Genomic DNA, 16,509 nt, shown 5'->3' on the forward strand with positions numbered 1-16,509 from the left:
TTGATCACAGGAAGGTTTGAAGACGGGAAGGCTCATGGAATGAGTTTCAAAAACCAGCTGAAACGCCCCGCCGCACAAGACGGCGGATACCATCCTTGAGGACGGGGGCGTTGAAGTTGATCAAGAGTCCCGTGTCGACTCGCGCAAGTTTCATGTACGTCAGAAGCTGCGCCTTGTGCAGGCCACTGAGCTCATCCACGCTCTTCAGTTCAATCATCAGGCAATCCTCGACGAGAACGTCAATGCGGTACCCCGCATCAATGGTTTCGCCCTTGTAGGCAACGGGCATCGAAACCTGCGTGGCGCAACAGATCCTTCGTTCACGAAGTTCATGGGCAAGGCACTTCTCGTAGACGGACTCCATCAGTCCTGGGCCCAGCTCCCGATGAACTTCGATCGCGGCGCCAATCACTTCCTTCGAAAGCGGGTCGAATTCCATTTCGCTCCCGTCCCTTCAACATTGTTCGGTTCGATACAGCTCTCACATAGCTTCGGCTAAAGAGCGGTTCACAGGAAGGTTAGAAGGTGAGAAGAGTTCTGGGGCGCCTAGGGTAAAGACCAACGCCAAAGGCTGCCCCAACCCAAGCTTTTCCCCGAACGCCACACCATAAATCTTCGTTTCTTCCCTTCTTCCTGTTAAACGTACTTGACCTTGACCTTCCATTCGCTCAGCCGAGGGAGCGGGAGATTTTGGGGCCGAGCCAGTTGGCGACCGGCAGGGGCAGGCGCTGCCAGGCCTTGATGAAGTACTGGTACTTGGGATTGAGGGGATTGACGTCCGGCATCTCGCGGGCCCGGACCAGGTCGTATTCGTAGTACAGCGGCTGCGGCTCGAAACCCCAGTTCTTCTTGAAGCTGAAGGAACCGGTATCGCGCTTGCTCCGGCCGAAGTCGAACACGCGGTAGCCTGCCTCGCAGGCACGGCGCATCAGCTCCCAGTAAAGGAAGTCGTAGCCCGCGACTTCGCGGGCCCGCGGGGTTCCCGCGCCGTAGTAGGGCAGCACCTCGTTGCGGAACCAGAAGCTGACCACGCTGGCGACCGCTTCGCCCTCGTGCGTCACCGTCAGCACGTCGCAATCCTCGCCAAACACCTCCAGCAGCAGGCGGAAGTATTTTTGCGCGAAGACCGGGGTCCCCATGCGCCGGACATTGGCCGCGTAGATCGGATAGAAGCGGTCGAGATCCGCGTCGACCTCGCTGACCAGCCCCGCCTTGATGCCCTTGCGCACCATCCGGCGCTGCTTGCGCGGGATCGCGTTCATGTTCGCCTCGACATCGGGATCCAGCAGGCGGCGGAAGGTCACGTAGAGCTCGCTCTTGGTCGGCCAGTCCGGGTGCCGGGGTTCGAGGTTCCGGTATTCGAGGTAGTCGACATTCAAACTGCGCGCGAGGGCCTGCGCCCGGGCATCCAGCGCTGCGGCCGCGGCGTCGGTGACCGCGGCAACACCGCCGTAAACACAGAACGGCAGCGAGGAAAGCGAGTGCCCGAACAGTCGGGACTGGATGCGCGCCAGTGGCAACACGCCCTGGATGGCACCATCCGCCTCGGCGTAGAGGAAATAGGTCTCGTGCCCGAACGCCTCGCGCAGCACCGTCGACCAGCCGGCCCGATGGAAAAAGGTTGCCTGGGGACAGCTCTCCACGAACCGGTCCCAGCGCGCATGATCGGTTGCGGCCAGGGTCCGTACCTGGAGGGCACCGGTGCCGCTGGCGCGCTGATCAGGCGGTTCGTACATGGCCGTCCCCATTTGCCCGTACCGGGTCTTCGGGTGTCGCCAGTTCCGCGGCGAATACGCGATCCATTCGGCCCCAGCGAAAGTCCTGTAGCAAACGCTCCAGGCGCGACTCCATCCGGTGCAGGTTCACGTAATGCCGGAACCGGCTGCGCGCCCCCAGCCCGGGGACTCGCGGCTGCCCGGGATCGATCTCCCAGGGGTGGAAGTAGAAAACCGCCGGCATCGCATCCACTGCCCCGATTCGCCGGAGTGCCCGGCGTGAGAGGGCGTACGGCAGCAGCCGGAAATACCCGCCGCCCGCGGCTGGCAGGTTGCGCCCGCCCATGCGCAGGGTCGCCGGCGGCAGTTCCAGCACCCCGGCGGACACCGGACGATGCGGATGCCGCGGGGCCCCCGGCATACCGTAGTGATCGTGATGCACGGGATAGATGCTCGAGCTGTATTCCAGCCCGACCTCGCGCAGAATCTCGAGCGCCCAGAGGTTGCCCTCCCCGATGGAGAAGCTGGGCGCGCGATAACCTCGAACCGGGGCCCCGGACAGGTCCTCGAGGATGTGCTGGGCGCGCTCGATATCGGACCGGAAGGCGGCGGGCGTCAGGTCCGTGACCCGCTCGTGGCCGTAGCCATGGCTTGCCAGCTCGTGGCCGGCGTCGACGATGCGGCGTATCGCGTGCGGATAGCGCTCGGCGATCCAGCCGAGGGTAAAGAAGGTTGCCTGAGCACCGTTCTGATCGAACAGTTCAAGGATGCGCTCGAGGTTCCGCTCGATCCGGCAGTCGCGCGCATCCCAGGTATCGCGCGGGATGCACGGGGCCAGCGCCGAGACCTGGAAGTAGTCCTCGACATCGACGGTCAGGGCGTTGGGACGCTGGGCGCTTTGCGACTGCATGGCAGGGGCCCGTGGCTACGAGCGCGCGGCGCTGGGAACCGGCGCCAGAGACTCCGGCTCGTAGCCCTCGTCACGCACGATCTTCAGCACCTCCTGGGTCACCCGAAAGTTGACCAGGAGATTGCGCTCGATCCGTTGCAGGCGTTCTTCCAGCGCCTCGATGTCCTGTTCGATGCGCAGCATGGAGACCTGGCTCGCAATGGCCTGGTCATCGGCGCGGGCGACGTCCTCTGGCTCCGAGCGGCGTTCGGAAGACTGCGCGGCGGCTGGACCTTCGTCCAGCAGGACCCCTTCGAGGTCTTCCTCGATCTCGTCGATGACCTGCTGCGCCCGCGCCGCATCCAGATCGGCGCACTCTTCCAGGTACCCCATCAGCAACAGGCGGTCGCAGAAGGTATTCACCTTGCGCGGGATGCCACTGGTGTAGTCGTGGATGCGCGGCCAGATATCGTCGTCGAAATGCGGCCGCCCGCTCCACCCGACCCGGGCGAGCCGGTGCTCGACGTAGGCGCGTGTATCGTCCTCGTCCATCGGCCCCAGGTGGTAGGTCGCGATCACACGCTGGCGGAGTTGCTGCATGTTCTCGCTGCGCAGCAGGCGCCGAAACTCCGGCTGCCCGAGCAGGAAGCTCTGCAGCAGCGGCCCGTCCTCGCCCTGGAAGTTGGACAGCATGCGCAGTTCTTCCACGGCGTCGGGCCCCAGATTCTGCGCCTCGTCGACCACCAGCAGCGCCCGCTGCCCCCGCGCACGCGTGTCATGCAGGAAGGTCTCGAGACGCCGCAGCTGGCCGGCCTTGTGATTCGGGGCATCCTCCAGACCGAAGGCGAGGCAGACCGAGCGCAGCAGGTCCTCGGCATCCAGCTGGGTACTGACCAGCTGGGCCGCCACCAGGGGCTTGTCGGTCAGGGTCTCGAACAGGCTGCGCACCAGGGTCGTCTTGCCCGCCCCGACCTCGCCGGTGATGACGATGAAGCCCTCCTCCAGCTGCACGCCGTATTCGAGATAGGCCATCGCCCGGCTGTGGCCCTTGCTCGCGTAAAAGAAACGCGGATCGGGGCTCAGCGCGAAGGGCCGGCCGGTGAACCCGTAGAATTCCTCGTACATGACTCAGAACTCCTTGGTCAGCGTGCCGATGACCGCGTTCTCGCGGTACTCGTTGGCCGCACTGGTCGAATCGCGGCGCTGGTGGCGGACGGCGAGGCTCGCGCTGGTGTCCGGGGTCAACTGACGGGTGACGCTGGCCCGCAGGAACCAGAGGTCATCCTCGCGATCGCTGTCGGCGAACTCGGTCCGGCTGATGCCGGTGGTCAGCAGGGAGGTGGTGCGCGGGCCGACCTGCCATTGCCAGAAGGCGTTGGCCCCGCGCTGGGTCCGGTTGTCCTCGAACAGGCCAATGTTGGTCTGGGTCTCGGATTCGCGTTCGGTCTGGATCAGATTGACGCCGAACACGCTGCGGCCGGTGTCGTAGCTCCAGCCCGCACGCCAGGTGCGCGTCAGGTAGAAGCCTTCCACGAATGCCTCGTCGCCCAGCTCCGGGTTCAGCAGAAACAGGAAGATCTCCTCCGGGGAGTAGTTGTCCAGGAGTTCATCGACGGACATGAACTGGATGTCCTCCGCGAGCTGGGCAAAGGGCCCGTCGCGCCGCTGCCGGGTCGAACTCACGCCCTCGTTGTAGCTGAGGCGATAGGTGGCGCGGCGGCTGCGGTGGTCGACCGCCAACGACCGGTTCTTGCCGAAGTAGCGTTCGCCGTAGCGGGCCTCGATGTTGGTGACCCTCGTCGGGGCCCAGCCCGCCCCCACCTGCCAGAAGCCGCCGTCATCGTCCTCGCGGGTGGTCGCATAGTCGTTGAACTCTTCGCCGACCACGCCGAACAGGCGCAGGGACCGCCCGAACCGGTAGCCCAGGGTCCCGCTGACCTGTCCGAACTCGCCCTCCAGTCCGTCCTCGAAGCGTTCCTTCTCGTAAAACCCGGCGAGCTGCCAGAAGGGACGGTTGAAGGCGGCCCCGCTGTCGAGGACGTATTCACCCCGGTGGAAGTCGCTGTCCTGGCGGTTGCTGCGGTGGTAGAGATTCTCGCCGTAGGTGTAGCGGATCTCCTGCGTGGCGAAACTGCCGTAGCGGGTGCGCAGCATCGGCGAGACGCTGTAGGTGGTGGTCTCCTGCAGGTTCTCGCGCGGGGTACTGCCCCCGATCCCGACCGGCCCGAGGATCGAGGCCGCCTGCTCGGTACGCGAGGCCCCGGCATCGACGAAAAAGGTGTCGTCCACCAGCTCCCAGTTCGTGCGGCCGCGCAGGGTGTGGGTCGTGCGGTCCTGGCGTGTATCGTCGGCATAAAAGCGCGAATTCATGCGGTAGTCGATGCGGGTGTCGCTGCGCGCACCCTCCCCGCGCAACGTGAAGCCGGGGCTCACCGTGCCGATCAGGTCCGCCTCCTCCTGCCCCCGCGGGGCCAGGCGGGCGTTGTCGGTCACCTCCGCGGATACCGTGACCCGCGGGGTGAACGTCCAGTCGACGGCCTGCGCACTACCGGGCACCGCCAGCACGACCGCGGCCGCGCCGATCCACCACCGACGGGCCACCGCCGGGCCCCGGGGCCTAGCGGGACGGGGCGCCGGCGACATGATCACGCTCGCTGCCATAGTAGCTGCCCCCGTAGTACTGCCCCCCCATGCCGATACCGGGCGTCGCGCGGTTGAGAGAGGTGAGCACGACCCCGCAGGAATCGAGTTGATGCATGGCCCGCTCCACCGTGCTGGCCGGCGTGCGATCGGCCTCGACCACCATCACCACCTGACCCATGTGGGTCGCCAGCACGCCCGGCTCGCTGGTCGCCAGCAGGGGCGGGGAGTCGAACAGGATGATCCGGTCCTCGTAGCGATCGTGCAGGTCATCGACCAGATCCCGCATCACGTCGCTCGCCAGGATCTCGGTCGAACGCCCGTGCGGACGGCCCGCGGGCAGAACGGTCAGGTTCTCCACGTTGGTGCGCAACAGGACATCGGGGATCTGGATATCCGGCTCGCTGAGTACATCCATCAGTCCTAGGTCGGCCTTGAAACCCAGCGTGCGGGGGATCGCCGGTCGCGCCACGTCGGCATCCACCAGCAGCACCGTGCGCTCCAGCTCCATCGCCATGCTCAGGGCCAGGTTCACACTGGTGAAGGACTTGCCTTCCCCTGGCAGGGCACTGGTGATCATGATCAGCCGACCGCGGGGCACGCGCATTGCCGCGTGGCGCCCGAAGGCGTTGTTCAGCAGCGGGCGCTTCATCATGCGGAACTCTTCCGCGACGCTGGAACGCTGGTCCCCGGGTACGATGATCCCCTGCTTGCGCAACCAGGCGAAATCGATGCTGACTTCCTGTGATACCGGTGCCCGTTGAGGTTCGGGGTCGAGTTTCGCGGTTTCGGGGGCCGGCGCCTGTTCCGCTCTTGCTTCAGCGATCGGCTGACGCGCCCGGTTCTTGTCCAGTGCCTTCTCGATAATGCTCATCGCGCTGTCAGCCCCCTGTCGGCAACCGGCTTCGGCGAGCCGGCCCGTTTCCTGAAAGATAGTCCGCCCGCGCGTTGATTACCGGGCCAGTGCCCGGCGAACCCGATCGGCGCCGTCATCGAACCAATCCCATGAGTTCGTCCAGAAGGAACTCGGACCCGGTCGCATAGAGCCCCATCACCACGGCATATACCAGCACCAGCGTTCCCAGGGCAGCCGCGAACACCGCCAGTTCGGACAGGCGCCGATGCCGGGTCATTGGCGTGCGCACGCGCGATACACTACCCAGGACCGGCCGGCCGGTCACCGCCGCCAGTTGCTGGCTGCTGCTGATCGTCCGCCGCAGTTGCGAGAGCAGGAAGGCGAAGCCGGTACCCGCTCCGAGGCCGACCAGGAGTACCGCCGTCGCCAGCATCGGACGATCCGGCGAGGCTGGCGCCGTGGGCTGACGCGGCGGCTCGAGCACGCGGAAATCGACCGCATCGGTCTGGCTCTCGACGGCGCCGGACATGACGGCCTGCTCGCGGCGGTCCTGTAGCTGGCGGAACGAGTTGCGCATGACGTCGTAATTGCGTGTCAGAGAAGTCAGTTCGGATTCCACTGCCGGGGCGCGATCCACGTCGCCCTCCAGCCGCGCCACCCGGTCCTCGAATTCGGCAATGCGCGTGTTCAGCGAAGCAACCTCGCTTTCGGTTTCGCTGATGGCGTTTTGCAGGGCCTCGTTACTGCTGCCCGGACGCTGGATGGCCTGCGGGTTCCGCGCGAACTCCCGCGCTTCCTGTTCCCGGCGTTCTTCCAGCTCGGCCAGGATACGGCGGGATGACACCACGTCCGGATGCTCGTCGGTGTAGCTCAACCGCATCGCGTCAATGTTTTGCTGCAGGTCACTAATGCGCCGATCCAGCTCCGAGTTCTCGTAGCCCCCCAGGCCATTGGCCCGGCCTTCACGCGCACGCCGCTGCAGGGTCTGCAGCCGGCTCTGGGCCTCGCGCTGCTGCAGGCGCGCCTGTTGCAGCTGATCGCGGGTCCGCTCCAGGCGTGAATAGAAGTTTCCGTCACCACTGAGGAAGCGCGCGTTGTCGCGCTTGAACTGTTCGATCTCGGCTTCCTTCTCCTGCAGCTGTTGCTCGTAGTTCTCGAGCTGACGCTCGATGAACTGCTGCGAGGTGGTGAGATCAAGGCGCGAATCGCCCATGCCACGGGCCATGAACAGGTCGACCGTCTCGCGGACCACCCGGTAGGCCACCTCCGGGTTGCTGTGGCGGAAGCGTACGCTGTAGATGTTGTCGCGCTCGCCACCTTCCAGGGTCAGGCGGGAACGCAGCAATGCCACCTGGGCATCCAGACTGGAATTGCCCGTCAGGACGTCGAGATCGCTCTCGCGGGCAATCTCCTCGAGGTTATCCCGGCTGAGCAGGGTGCGGGTGATCATGCGCAGGCGCTGCTCGGTGTTGGGACGCACCGTCATGCCGCGCAGCAACGGATCCAGAACCGACTGGGTGTTCACGTAGACCCGGGCATCCGCCTGATAGGTATCCGGCAGACTGTGGGCATAGGCCCAGCCGCCCAGACAGACCAGCCAGGCAATGGGCAGGATCCACCAGCGCTTGCGCCAGGTGGCCCGGACATGCTGCCAGAGCTCTTGAACGATCTTTTCCATTACGACCCAGCTTCCCGTCGACCGCACCGGCACTCGGGAGCGCCGACGGGCCGATCTGCAGCGAATACCTGTCCCCCGGACGCACCTGCGTGGCGCCGGGACCACCCGGGCCCGGCGCCACGCAGGTGCCGCCCGGGTTGGGAAAAATCCCAGGTTCATTGAAGTGGGTTTGGGAAGGCCTGTCCACAGATGTCGGGATTGTTTACATCCCGCTAACTGACGCGCGGATCACGGAGCCGCCAATCGCGCGAAGATGAATGAATCCCGGGTCACTTCTGTGAACTGGTACAGGGTTTGCTTCAGCGTCAATGGGTAGAGTCTCAAGCCTGCAGCGGCCCCTGCACCGACCATCAAGGATCGCTGATGAGTCACGAAAAGTTGGCACTGGAGCTCGCGGACTTCTGGTTCCCGGCCATCGCGAACGAGACGTGGGCAGAACGCCTCCGCATCCTCGACGAGGTCCATGGCCAGCTTTATCAGGATCTGGAAACCGCGGAGGAGTACGAACAGGTCTCCGCCAGCTTCGTCGCCGCATTGATCGACCGCCTGGGCTCGCCACCGGTCACCGACCCGGCACAGGCCGAGGTTTATGCCGGTTCCGCGGAAGAGCGCCACTGGGGGGCGGCCATGGTATGGCAGTTCGGCGAGAGGCAGGAGGCCGGCGAGGCCACACCGGCGCGCGATGAGCGGCGGCGCTGGCCGCGCAGGATGGTCAACATGCTCACGGAGATGTGGGTTCAGGGGCACCCGGCACGCTGCCGGCTGGTGGACATCTCGCGCTTCGGCGCGCGGGTCATGCCACTGCGGTACCAGCCGCGGCTGCCCCCCGGCACCGCCATTCGCGTGGCGATCCCGGATAGCGGCGTGCGCGACGGCGTCGTTGTCTTTTCCAGTCCAAGGGGGGTCGGGCTGCAGTTCGCGAACGCCGCGGCCTGAAGCATGCCCTCCGCCCCAACATGGGAGCAGGAACATGCATGATCCAGAGGCCGTTCCGGCCTTGACCTCCGGCGCCATTGCGCCTGCGCAATCGAACATCGCATTCGGCTCCAGGCGGGCCCCTTCACGTGCATAGCCCCGGCCGTTTGCGCACCTATCTTGCCCGCTCCGAGGCCGCCCGACGCATCCACTTCCGGCTGCGCTACGAGGTGTACTGCCGCGAGACCGGCTTTGAGCCGCCGGAACAGCACCCGGACGGCGTCGAGCGCGATGCCTTCGACGAGCACGCCGAACACTTCCTGGTCGGCCACGAGGGCCGCCCTCCGGAAACGCGCTGGGTGGGCACCATGCGCCTGATCCTGCCGGGAAAGCGACCTCTGCCCACCGCCGCAAACTGCCGACTCTTCCCGGAGGTGGCGGACGAAGCCGATGCCGCGGCACTGGAAGTGTCGCGATTGATCGTACGCGGGGCTTCCTCCGAGATCCTTTATTACCTCTGCCAGGCCGCGCAGGAATACGCGCAACGCCACGCATACCCGCGTATGTTCTTTCTGGTGCGTCCGGCCCTCGCACGGCTGCTGCGCCGTCACGGCCTGCCCGTCGAGGTGTGCGGCTCACCCCACCGGCATCGCGGGACGCGCATCCCTTGCGTGGCATACACGGACGCGGCGGGAACGGCCCTGCAAGCCTGGCGGCAGCGATTGCAGCTTCCAGCACCACCGGACGTTCCCCACTACACTGCATGGGAGGATCCCGGATCGGAACATCCGCCGCACCAGGCGGAACTTCCCGACCGCGGGGACCCGCCCTCCGGCGTTCCGGGGCTTGCAGCAGGAGGAAACTAGTCGTGGAAAACGACTCGGTGGTCAGCGCATTCAAACGGTACTTCGAGCTCTCCAAGCGCGTGGGGCAGGACCTGGAGGATATCCAGCACCTTCGTTATCAGGTGTACTGCAAGGAGTTCGGCTTCGAACGCGAGGAAGACTGCCCGGGCCACAAGGAGGTCGACGAATACGACACCCAGGCCTGGCATTGTCTGCTGGAACACAAGCCCAGCGGTATGGCCGCCGGCTGCGTGCGGGTGGTGCATGTCGACACCCATGACCCGATCGGCCAGTTGCCCATGGAACGCCACTGCGTCGACAGCTTCTTCGACAGTGACTGGCGCCCCGACCGCCTGGACCGCGACAGCATCTGCGAGGTCTCCCGGCTGGCCGTGCACGGCATGTTCCGGCGACGGAATGGCGAGGCCGCCACGCCGATCGGCGACATCGAGGCCCTGAAGCTCTCGCCGGACCAGATTCGCGTATTCCCGATCCTGGCGGTCAGCCTGTTCGTGGCCGCAACCCTGCTTTGCGTGCATTATCGCAAGCAACACGCCTTCGCGATGATGGAGCCGGCCCTTGCCCGGATCCTGCGACACACCGGGCTGGAGTTCACCCAGGTCGGCGAGGTCGTGCACTATCATGGCAAGCGCGCCGCGTTCTACATCGACTCCGGCGAGGCACACGAAAGCATCCGGCGGTCGAGCGCCCTGAGCGAGCTGTGCGGATACGTGGAGTCGACCCTGTTGCGCGGACCGCTTCCGCAACCCGCCGTCATGCCAGCGAAGACGGCCTGGCCACGTGGCGTCGTGATGCCTGCCACGGGCTTGCCGGCCGGCCGGACCCGCATACCGCCACCAACAGCACCTGAAAATGGATACCACGGGTTGATGCGTTGAGTTCGGGCTTCGACTACCAAACCGCCTTCGCCCGCACGGTTGGCTGGGTCACGACCGGTGAGCTGCAGCAGCTGCGCGGGGCGCGGGTCGCAATCGCCGGCCTTGGCGGCGTCGGCGGGGCGCACCTGCTCACGCTCGTCCGCCTCGGGATCGGCCGCTTCCGCATTGCCGATCCGGATATCTTCGAACTGCACAACATGAACCGCCAGGTTGGCGCGGCACTCTCGCGCCTGGACCGCCCCAAGGTCGAGGTGCTGGAGGAGATGGCGCGCGACATCAATCCGGAGCTCGAGATCGACGCCTTCCCGCAGGGTGTCCAGCCGGACAACCTGGACACCTTTCTCGCGGGCGTGGATGTGTATGTCGATGGCCTCGATTTCTTCGCCTTCGACATTCGCCGCCAGGTATTCGCGGCCTGCGCGGAGCGCGGCATACCCGCCGTCACGGTCGCGCCGCTCGGAATGGGGGCGGCGCTCCTGAATTTCCGCCCCGGCGGGATGAGCTTCGATGCCTACTTCGACCTGCACGACGACCTCGACGACGAAGAACTGGCCCTGCGCTTCATGATCGGCCTCGCGCCCGCCATGTTGCAGATGGGCTACCTGGCCGACCCGACGGCCGTCGACCTGGCCGCGCGGCGCGGCCCCTCCACCCCCATGGCCTGCGACCTGTGCGCCGGGGTCATGGGGACCGAGGTGCTCAAGCTTCTACTGGGCCGTGGCTCGCTCACCTGGGCCCCGCGGGGTGTGCACTTCGACGCCTACCGCCAGCGCCTCGCGCGAACGTGGCGCCCCGGGGGCAACCGCAATCCGCTCCATCGCCTCCTGATCCGCATCGCCCGCAAACGGCTGCATGCCCAGCGCGCCCGGCAGCGGGCCGCGAACCCCGGAGTACAATGACGCCATGATCAGCCGGATCGCCATGTTCGTCGGTACCGTCGCCCTGCTGCTGTCGGGCGGCACGCTGCCCCCCGCGGCCCTGGCCGAGGAATCCACCGCACGCGACCTGGCGCGCGCCGTACACGAGCGCCCGGAAGGCGACGATGCCGTCACCCGGGGCATCATGACGCTCACCGGCGGCGGACGCCGCGAGCGGGTGCGCGAAAGCTACGAGTACCGCCTGGAAGGCGAGGAGCCCGGCGCCAGCCGCAACCTCATCCGCTTCACGTCGCCACGCAACATCGCCGACACGGCCATCCTGATCCACAACCACCCCGGCGGGGATGTCGACCAGTGGCTCTATCTCCCCGCCATCCAGCGCGAACGCCGCATCAGCAGCGAAAACCGCGGCGGCAGCTTTGTGCAGTCCGAGCTCTACTTCGAGGACCTGGAAGACCGCGAGCCGCACAAGGACCACCATCGCATCCTGGGTGAGGACACCTACGAAGGGACCCCCGTCACCGTCCTCGAGAGCATCCCGGTGGACAGCGGCAACTCCGTCTACAGCAAGCGCGTCAGCTGGATCCACGAGGAGACCCGGTTGCCGTTGCGGATCGACCTCTACGAGGGGGGCGACGAGCCAGCGAAACGCCTGGAGGTGCAACGGATCGAGGACATTCAGGGCTACTGGACGGTCACCCGCAGCTCCATGACCCATCTCGCCAGCGGCCGCACCACCATCCTCGAGGTCGAGGACGTGACCTACAACAGCGGTCTCCCGGACGAACTGTTCACCCTCCGCGGCCTGTCGGACCCGAGCCTTGCGCGCCCCCATCGTCCATGACGCCGGCGGCCTTCTGCCCGGGGGCTACCGCGTAGCGGTGCTCGCCGGGCTGCTGGTGCTGGCGCCGCTGCCGCTGGCCACCGCGTCGCCGGCCCCCTACACGGTGCAGCCGGGCGACACCCTCTGGAGCATCGCCCGCGACCTGCGCCCCGACCCGTCCGTCCGCATCCAGGCCATGGCGCAGGCACTGTATGCCCGCAACCCGGATGCCTTTGACGGCGGACCCGAGGGCCTGAAGGCCGGGGCCACGCTCCTGCCGCCCGCGCCGGAGCAGCTTGCGCGCACCGAACCCTCGCCCATCCCGAACGCCGGCAACCACTACACAGTGCGCGCCAGCGACACCCTGTGGAGCGTGGCCGAGCGCCTGCGCCCGGACCCGAGCATCCCCACCCGGGAGATGGTCCAGCGCCTGTTCGAGCACAATCCGCACGCCTTCGACGGCGACGTGCATACCCTGCGCGCCGGCGCGGTGCTGCAGGTCCCGGACATGCCCACGGCTGGGCCTGGGCCCACCGCTGAGCCCGTGGCCGTCGCGGAGGCATCCCCCGCTCCCGCGGGCGACGCCGCGCCCGACACCCCGGCGCCGGAGCGCGACGGCGCCAGGAACGATGCCGAAGACGAAGCGCAACGCACGTTCGTGTTTGGCGAGGAGTCGGCCGAGGATGCGGACGCGGACACCCAGACCGGCGCCGCCGCCTGGGACCTGCGGGTAGAGGACGCCCGCATCGAACTGGGCATGCTGGGCACATCCGGGCGCCCCGTGGACCATGTGCAGCACGGCCGCGGCGTGGTCAGTGCCCGCCGCGACCTGAACGAGGCCTGGGAGCTGCGCCTGGGCGCGCGCGCGGACATCCAGGCCCAGCAGGGCGGCGACTACCCGAGCACCACCCGCGCACGCGCCGACTACGACGAGAACTTCCTGCGCTACCGCGGCGACCGCACCCGGGTCACCATCGGCACCCAGCGCATCCTGTGGGGACGGGTGGACGAAATCCCGCCCACCGACCGCCTCAGCACCAAGGACCTGACCCGCTTCGGGCTGGACCCCTACGCCGATCGCCGCCGCGCGAACCCAGCCATTCGCGCGGAATTCTTCGAAGGGCCCTGGCACGCCGACCTGGTGTTCCTGCCCATCTTTCGCCCGGCGGAGCTCCCCGACCGTGACAGCCTCTGGCACCCTGTGGACCGCAACCGCGGACGCCTGCTGGGACTGCCGCAGGACCCGGCGCTGGCGCCGGTGATCGAACAGGCCGCGCTCAACGACGACGTCTCCGGCAACGGCGGCGCCGGGGTACGGCTGGGGCGTTCCGGGCGGGGTGCCGACTTCGCCGTCACCGTTCAGCGTGCCCGGCACTCGCAGCCCTACTACCGCTTCGATACCAACACCCGACAGGCCATCCTGACCGGCCAGCCGGCCGACAACCCGACGCTGGAGGCCGTGCACCCACGCACCTGGGTCGTCGGCGGTGACACCGCCTTTGCGGCGGGGGCCTGGACCTGGCGCGCCGAGGCCGCCTGGCTGAGCGATGTACCGGTCACCCGCGCGGACGACCTGCGCCAGACAACGGTGGAAGGCGTCGACTGGGTGATCGGCGCCGAGGGCTTCCCCGGGGACGGGGACTTCCGCATGACGACCCAGCTGGCCGGCCAGCACCTGATCGATGCCGGCGACATGCTGGACGCACGCGAAAGCTACTTCCTCACCGGAGAACTGGAAAGCCCGTTTGCCGCCTACAACTGGCGGGCTCGCCTGCGCTATTCGTTCGGCCTGAACCGGCGCGACATCTATCTGAACCCGGAGTTGACCTGGATTGCCCGCGAACCCATGGAGTTCTATATCGGCCTGCACTGGCTGGACGGGGCCGAGGGCACGGCCGGGGGCTTCTACCGCGATAACCGCATGCTCGTGACCGGCTGGCGGGGGCAGTTCTGATGCGCTGGTTCCTGGGGCACCCCCTCCTGGCCCTGGGCATCCTGGCCCTGCTGATCCTGCTGCCCGGCCCGGTCCTGCTACAGGTCAATCTGGACAACGCACCCGAGTCGTACTTCCCCGAGGACGCCCCGGCCGTCACCTTCGATCGCGAACTGCGCGAGCGCTTCCCCCAGGACCAGGTGCTGGTCGGCCTGTTTACCGGAAGTCACCTGTTCGAAACCGACTTCCTGCAACGCATCGACGCACTGGTACAGGACATGGAGTCCGACCCAAGCGTCGAACGGGTGCTGTCGGTCACCACCCTGGACCACATCCGGGCGACGACGGACGGCTTTACCGTGGACCGCCTGGTGGACGGTCGCGCGCTGGACGAGCGCACCCCGGAACAATGGCGCGAGCGGGTGCTGCGCGATCGCTTCGCGCCCGGCCTGGTGGCCGGTCCCGGGGGCGAGGCCCTGGCCGTGGTGGTGCGGCCGCACGCGCTGGACAACAGCCTGCAACGCCTGCAGCTGGAACGCCTGCTGCGCGACCGGATCCGGGAACACGAACTGGAAGGCGAGCTGGCCGCCATCGCCGGCCATATTGCCCTGGATGTCGCCCAGCTCCGGGCGATGGTCAAGGACCTCGCCTTCCTGGTTCCGGGCACCATGACTATCAGCCTCCTGCTGCTGTGGTGGCTGTTCCGGCGCCCGCTGGTGGTCGTGCTGTCGGCCGCCACCATCAGCGCGGTCACCGGGCCCGCGATCGCCCTGCTGATCCTGCTCGACCGGCCGTTCACGCTGATCTCCGCCATCCTGCCGCCACTACTGACCGCGCTCACCGTGGCGATGCTGATGCACTTCTTCAACGCCATGCTGCACGCCGCGCAACGTGGCCACCGGGGGCGCGCGCGAGTGGAAGCGGCGCTTTCCGCCGTGGCCCGGCCCACGTGGTTCATGGCGCTGACCACGGCGGCGGGGCTCGCCTCGCTGCAGGTCAGCAGCATCCGGCCGATCGAGACCTTCGGCCTGATCGGGGCCTTTGGCGTCCTCGTCGCGGCAGCGGTCGTGCTGCTGATCCTGCCGGCGATCATGGTGCGCTGGGACCGTGGCAACTGGCTCGCGCCCCGGCGCGGGCTGCGCCTGCTGGACCGCGTGACGGCGCTGGCGGCACACCTGGCGATCCGCCGGGCCGGCTGGGTCCTGCTGGCCACGGCCATCCTGCTGGCGCTGGCCATCCCGCAGATCCGGCATGTCGAGGTCGAAACCGATCTCTACGCCTTCTTCGACGACAATCACTCGATCACCCAGGCGACCCGTGCGGTGGAGAACGAACTCTCCGGGGTGATGGCACTGGAGGTGGTGTTCGACGGCCCGGAGTGGGACAGCCTCCAGGACCCGGAACGCCTGCAGGCCATCCAGCGGGTGCAGCACTGGCTGGACCAGCGCCCCGAAGTCGACTACAGCCTGTCCCTGCCGGATCTGGTCGCGGAGATGCACTGGGCCTTCAACGAGGAAGACCCGGCATACCGGCGGATCCCGGACGACCCCAACCTGGTCGCCCAGTACCTGTTCATCTACGACGGCCGCGATCTGTTCGATGCCGTCGACCGGGACTTTGAACGCAGCCGCATCCTGCTCAATCTGAACGCCCACGGGGCCCGCGCCATCAACGTGCTGATGGACGACCTGCGCGCCCATCTGGACGCCAATCCGCCGGCCGACCTCGATTGGGACATGGCCGGCATGGCCCGACTGTTCGCGGACCAGGAGCGCCTGCTGATCGAGGGACAACTCCACAGCCTGTATGCCGTGGCCGCGATGATCACGCTGCTGATGCTGCTGATGTGGCGCTCGATCCCCCTGACCCTCCTCAGCATGATCCCCAACCTGGCACCGGTGGCGATGATCTTCGCCCTGATGGGCCTGCTGGGGATCTGGCTGGACATGGCCACGGCCATGATTGCCAGTGTCGCCATCGGGATCGCCGTGGACGACACCATCCACATCCTGCACAACTATCGCCAGCGCCGCGGGCGTGGCAGCCCGGTCGCCTGGGCCCTCGCCCGGAGCTTCCGCCGCAGCGGTCGCGCGATCACCGCCACCACGATCGTGCTGGTGGGTCAGTTCCTGCTGCTGGCCCTGTCCGACTTCCAGCCCACAGCCGCCTTTGGCTGGCTGACGGCCTTCGGGCTGATCGCGGCGCTGCTGTTCGACCTGCTGGTCCTCCCGGCCCTGCTGGTCGCCGGGCATCGGCTAACCCGCTCGCGCACGGCCTGACCCCAACCACCGTTGATCCCCGGTGGCCCACACTGGCTGCGCGGTCGCGATCGTCACGGTGCACACCCCTTCACAAAGCAAACCAGCCCACCGTCATTGGCCTCCACGGCAACGTATTCGACCGGTCTGTCGAGATGCTTTACAAGCAAAACAATCCAC

General features: G+C 67.1%; 14 protein-coding genes. 7 read left to right on the plus strand and 7 right to left on the minus strand.

The window, feature by feature from the left end; genetic code table 11:
• Positions 1 to 46: 46 nt before the first annotated feature.
• From D579_RS0107160 to D579_RS0107190, 7 genes are all read right to left on the minus strand, one after another.
• Positions 47 to 439 (minus strand): GxxExxY protein, encoded by a 393-nt coding sequence (locus D579_RS0107160; protein ID WP_017941949.1) that lies wholly within the window; start codon positions 437 to 439, stop codon positions 47 to 49.
• Between the two features lie 229 nt (positions 440 to 668).
• Positions 669 to 1,736: a FemAB family XrtA/PEP-CTERM system-associated protein gene (locus tag D579_RS0107165; RefSeq protein ID WP_017941948.1), complete on the minus strand. Its 1,068-nt coding sequence runs from the start codon at positions 1,734 to 1,736 to the stop codon at positions 669 to 671.
• The gene (locus tag D579_RS0107170; RefSeq protein WP_018951565.1) at positions 1,720 to 2,625 is read right to left on the minus strand and encodes an XrtA system polysaccharide deacetylase; all 906 of its coding nucleotides are present in this window, start codon (positions 2,623 to 2,625) and stop codon (positions 1,720 to 1,722) included. Before D579_RS0107170 ends, D579_RS0107165 begins: the two co-directional genes overlap by 17 nt.
• Positions 2,626 to 2,640: 15 nt before the next feature.
• Positions 2,641 to 3,729, minus strand: a complete 1,089-nt coding sequence (locus tag D579_RS0107175) for an XrtA/PEP-CTERM system-associated ATPase (RefSeq protein ID WP_017941946.1) — start codon at positions 3,727 to 3,729, stop codon at positions 2,641 to 2,643.
• Positions 3,730 to 3,732: 3 nt separating this feature from the next.
• Positions 3,733 to 5,205 carry a TIGR03016 family PEP-CTERM system-associated outer membrane protein gene (locus tag D579_RS0107180; protein ID WP_018951566.1) on the minus strand — a complete coding sequence of 491 codons (1,473 nt, stop codon included), beginning with the start codon at positions 5,203 to 5,205 and terminating at the stop codon, positions 3,733 to 3,735.
• A 16-nt stretch (positions 5,206 to 5,221) separates the two neighbouring features.
• Entirely contained in the window at positions 5,222 to 6,118 is an 897-nt protein-coding gene (locus D579_RS0107185) for an XrtA-associated tyrosine autokinase (RefSeq protein WP_018951567.1), read from the minus strand.
• A gap of 115 nt (positions 6,119 to 6,233) precedes the next feature.
• Positions 6,234 to 7,778, minus strand: a complete 1,545-nt coding sequence (locus tag D579_RS0107190; RefSeq protein ID WP_018951568.1) for an XrtA system polysaccharide chain length determinant — start codon at positions 7,776 to 7,778, stop codon at positions 6,234 to 6,236.
• 363 nt (positions 7,779 to 8,141) lie between these two features.
• On the opposite strand from D579_RS0107190, the gene D579_RS0107195 reads away from it, so the two are divergent.
• From D579_RS0107195 to D579_RS0107225, 7 genes are all read left to right on the plus strand, one after another.
• A complete protein-coding gene (locus D579_RS0107195) occupies positions 8,142 to 8,714 on the plus strand; it encodes a PilZ domain-containing protein (protein ID WP_018951569.1) in 573 nt (190 codons plus the stop codon).
• 128 nt (positions 8,715 to 8,842) lie between these two features.
• Positions 8,843 to 9,559: an acyl-homoserine-lactone synthase gene (locus tag D579_RS0107200; RefSeq protein ID WP_026289466.1), complete on the plus strand. Its 717-nt coding sequence runs from the start codon at positions 8,843 to 8,845 to the stop codon at positions 9,557 to 9,559.
• 2 nt (positions 9,560 to 9,561) lie between these two features.
• Positions 9,562 to 10,437 (plus strand): PEP-CTERM/exosortase system-associated acyltransferase, encoded by an 876-nt coding sequence (locus D579_RS0107205; RefSeq protein ID WP_018951571.1) that lies wholly within the window; start codon positions 9,562 to 9,564, stop codon positions 10,435 to 10,437.
• Entirely contained in the window at positions 10,434 to 11,336 is a 903-nt protein-coding gene (locus tag D579_RS0107210) for a ThiF family adenylyltransferase (protein ID WP_018951572.1), read from the plus strand. Before D579_RS0107205 ends, D579_RS0107210 begins: the two co-directional genes overlap by 4 nt.
• A 4-nt stretch (positions 11,337 to 11,340) precedes the next feature.
• The gene (locus D579_RS0107215) at positions 11,341 to 12,159 is read left to right on the plus strand and encodes an outer membrane lipoprotein-sorting protein (RefSeq protein WP_017941938.1); all 819 of its coding nucleotides are present in this window, start codon (positions 11,341 to 11,343) and stop codon (positions 12,157 to 12,159) included.
• Positions 12,160 to 12,196: 37 nt separating this feature from the next.
• Positions 12,197 to 14,092 (plus strand): LysM peptidoglycan-binding domain-containing protein, encoded by a 1,896-nt coding sequence (locus D579_RS0107220; protein WP_026289467.1) that lies wholly within the window; start codon positions 12,197 to 12,199, stop codon positions 14,090 to 14,092.
• On the plus strand, positions 14,092 to 16,350 hold the full coding sequence (locus tag D579_RS0107225) for an RND family transporter (RefSeq protein ID WP_018951574.1): 2,259 nt from the start codon (positions 14,092 to 14,094) through the stop codon (positions 16,348 to 16,350). The genes D579_RS0107220 and D579_RS0107225 overlap by 1 nt, the downstream gene beginning before the upstream one ends.
• Positions 16,351 to 16,509 lie beyond the last annotated feature (159 nt).

It is taken from the genome of Thioalkalivibrio sp. AKL12 (assembly GCF_000377925.1).
In the GTDB taxonomy this organism is placed as follows: domain Bacteria; phylum Pseudomonadota; class Gammaproteobacteria; order Ectothiorhodospirales; family Ectothiorhodospiraceae; genus Thioalkalivibrio; species Thioalkalivibrio versutus.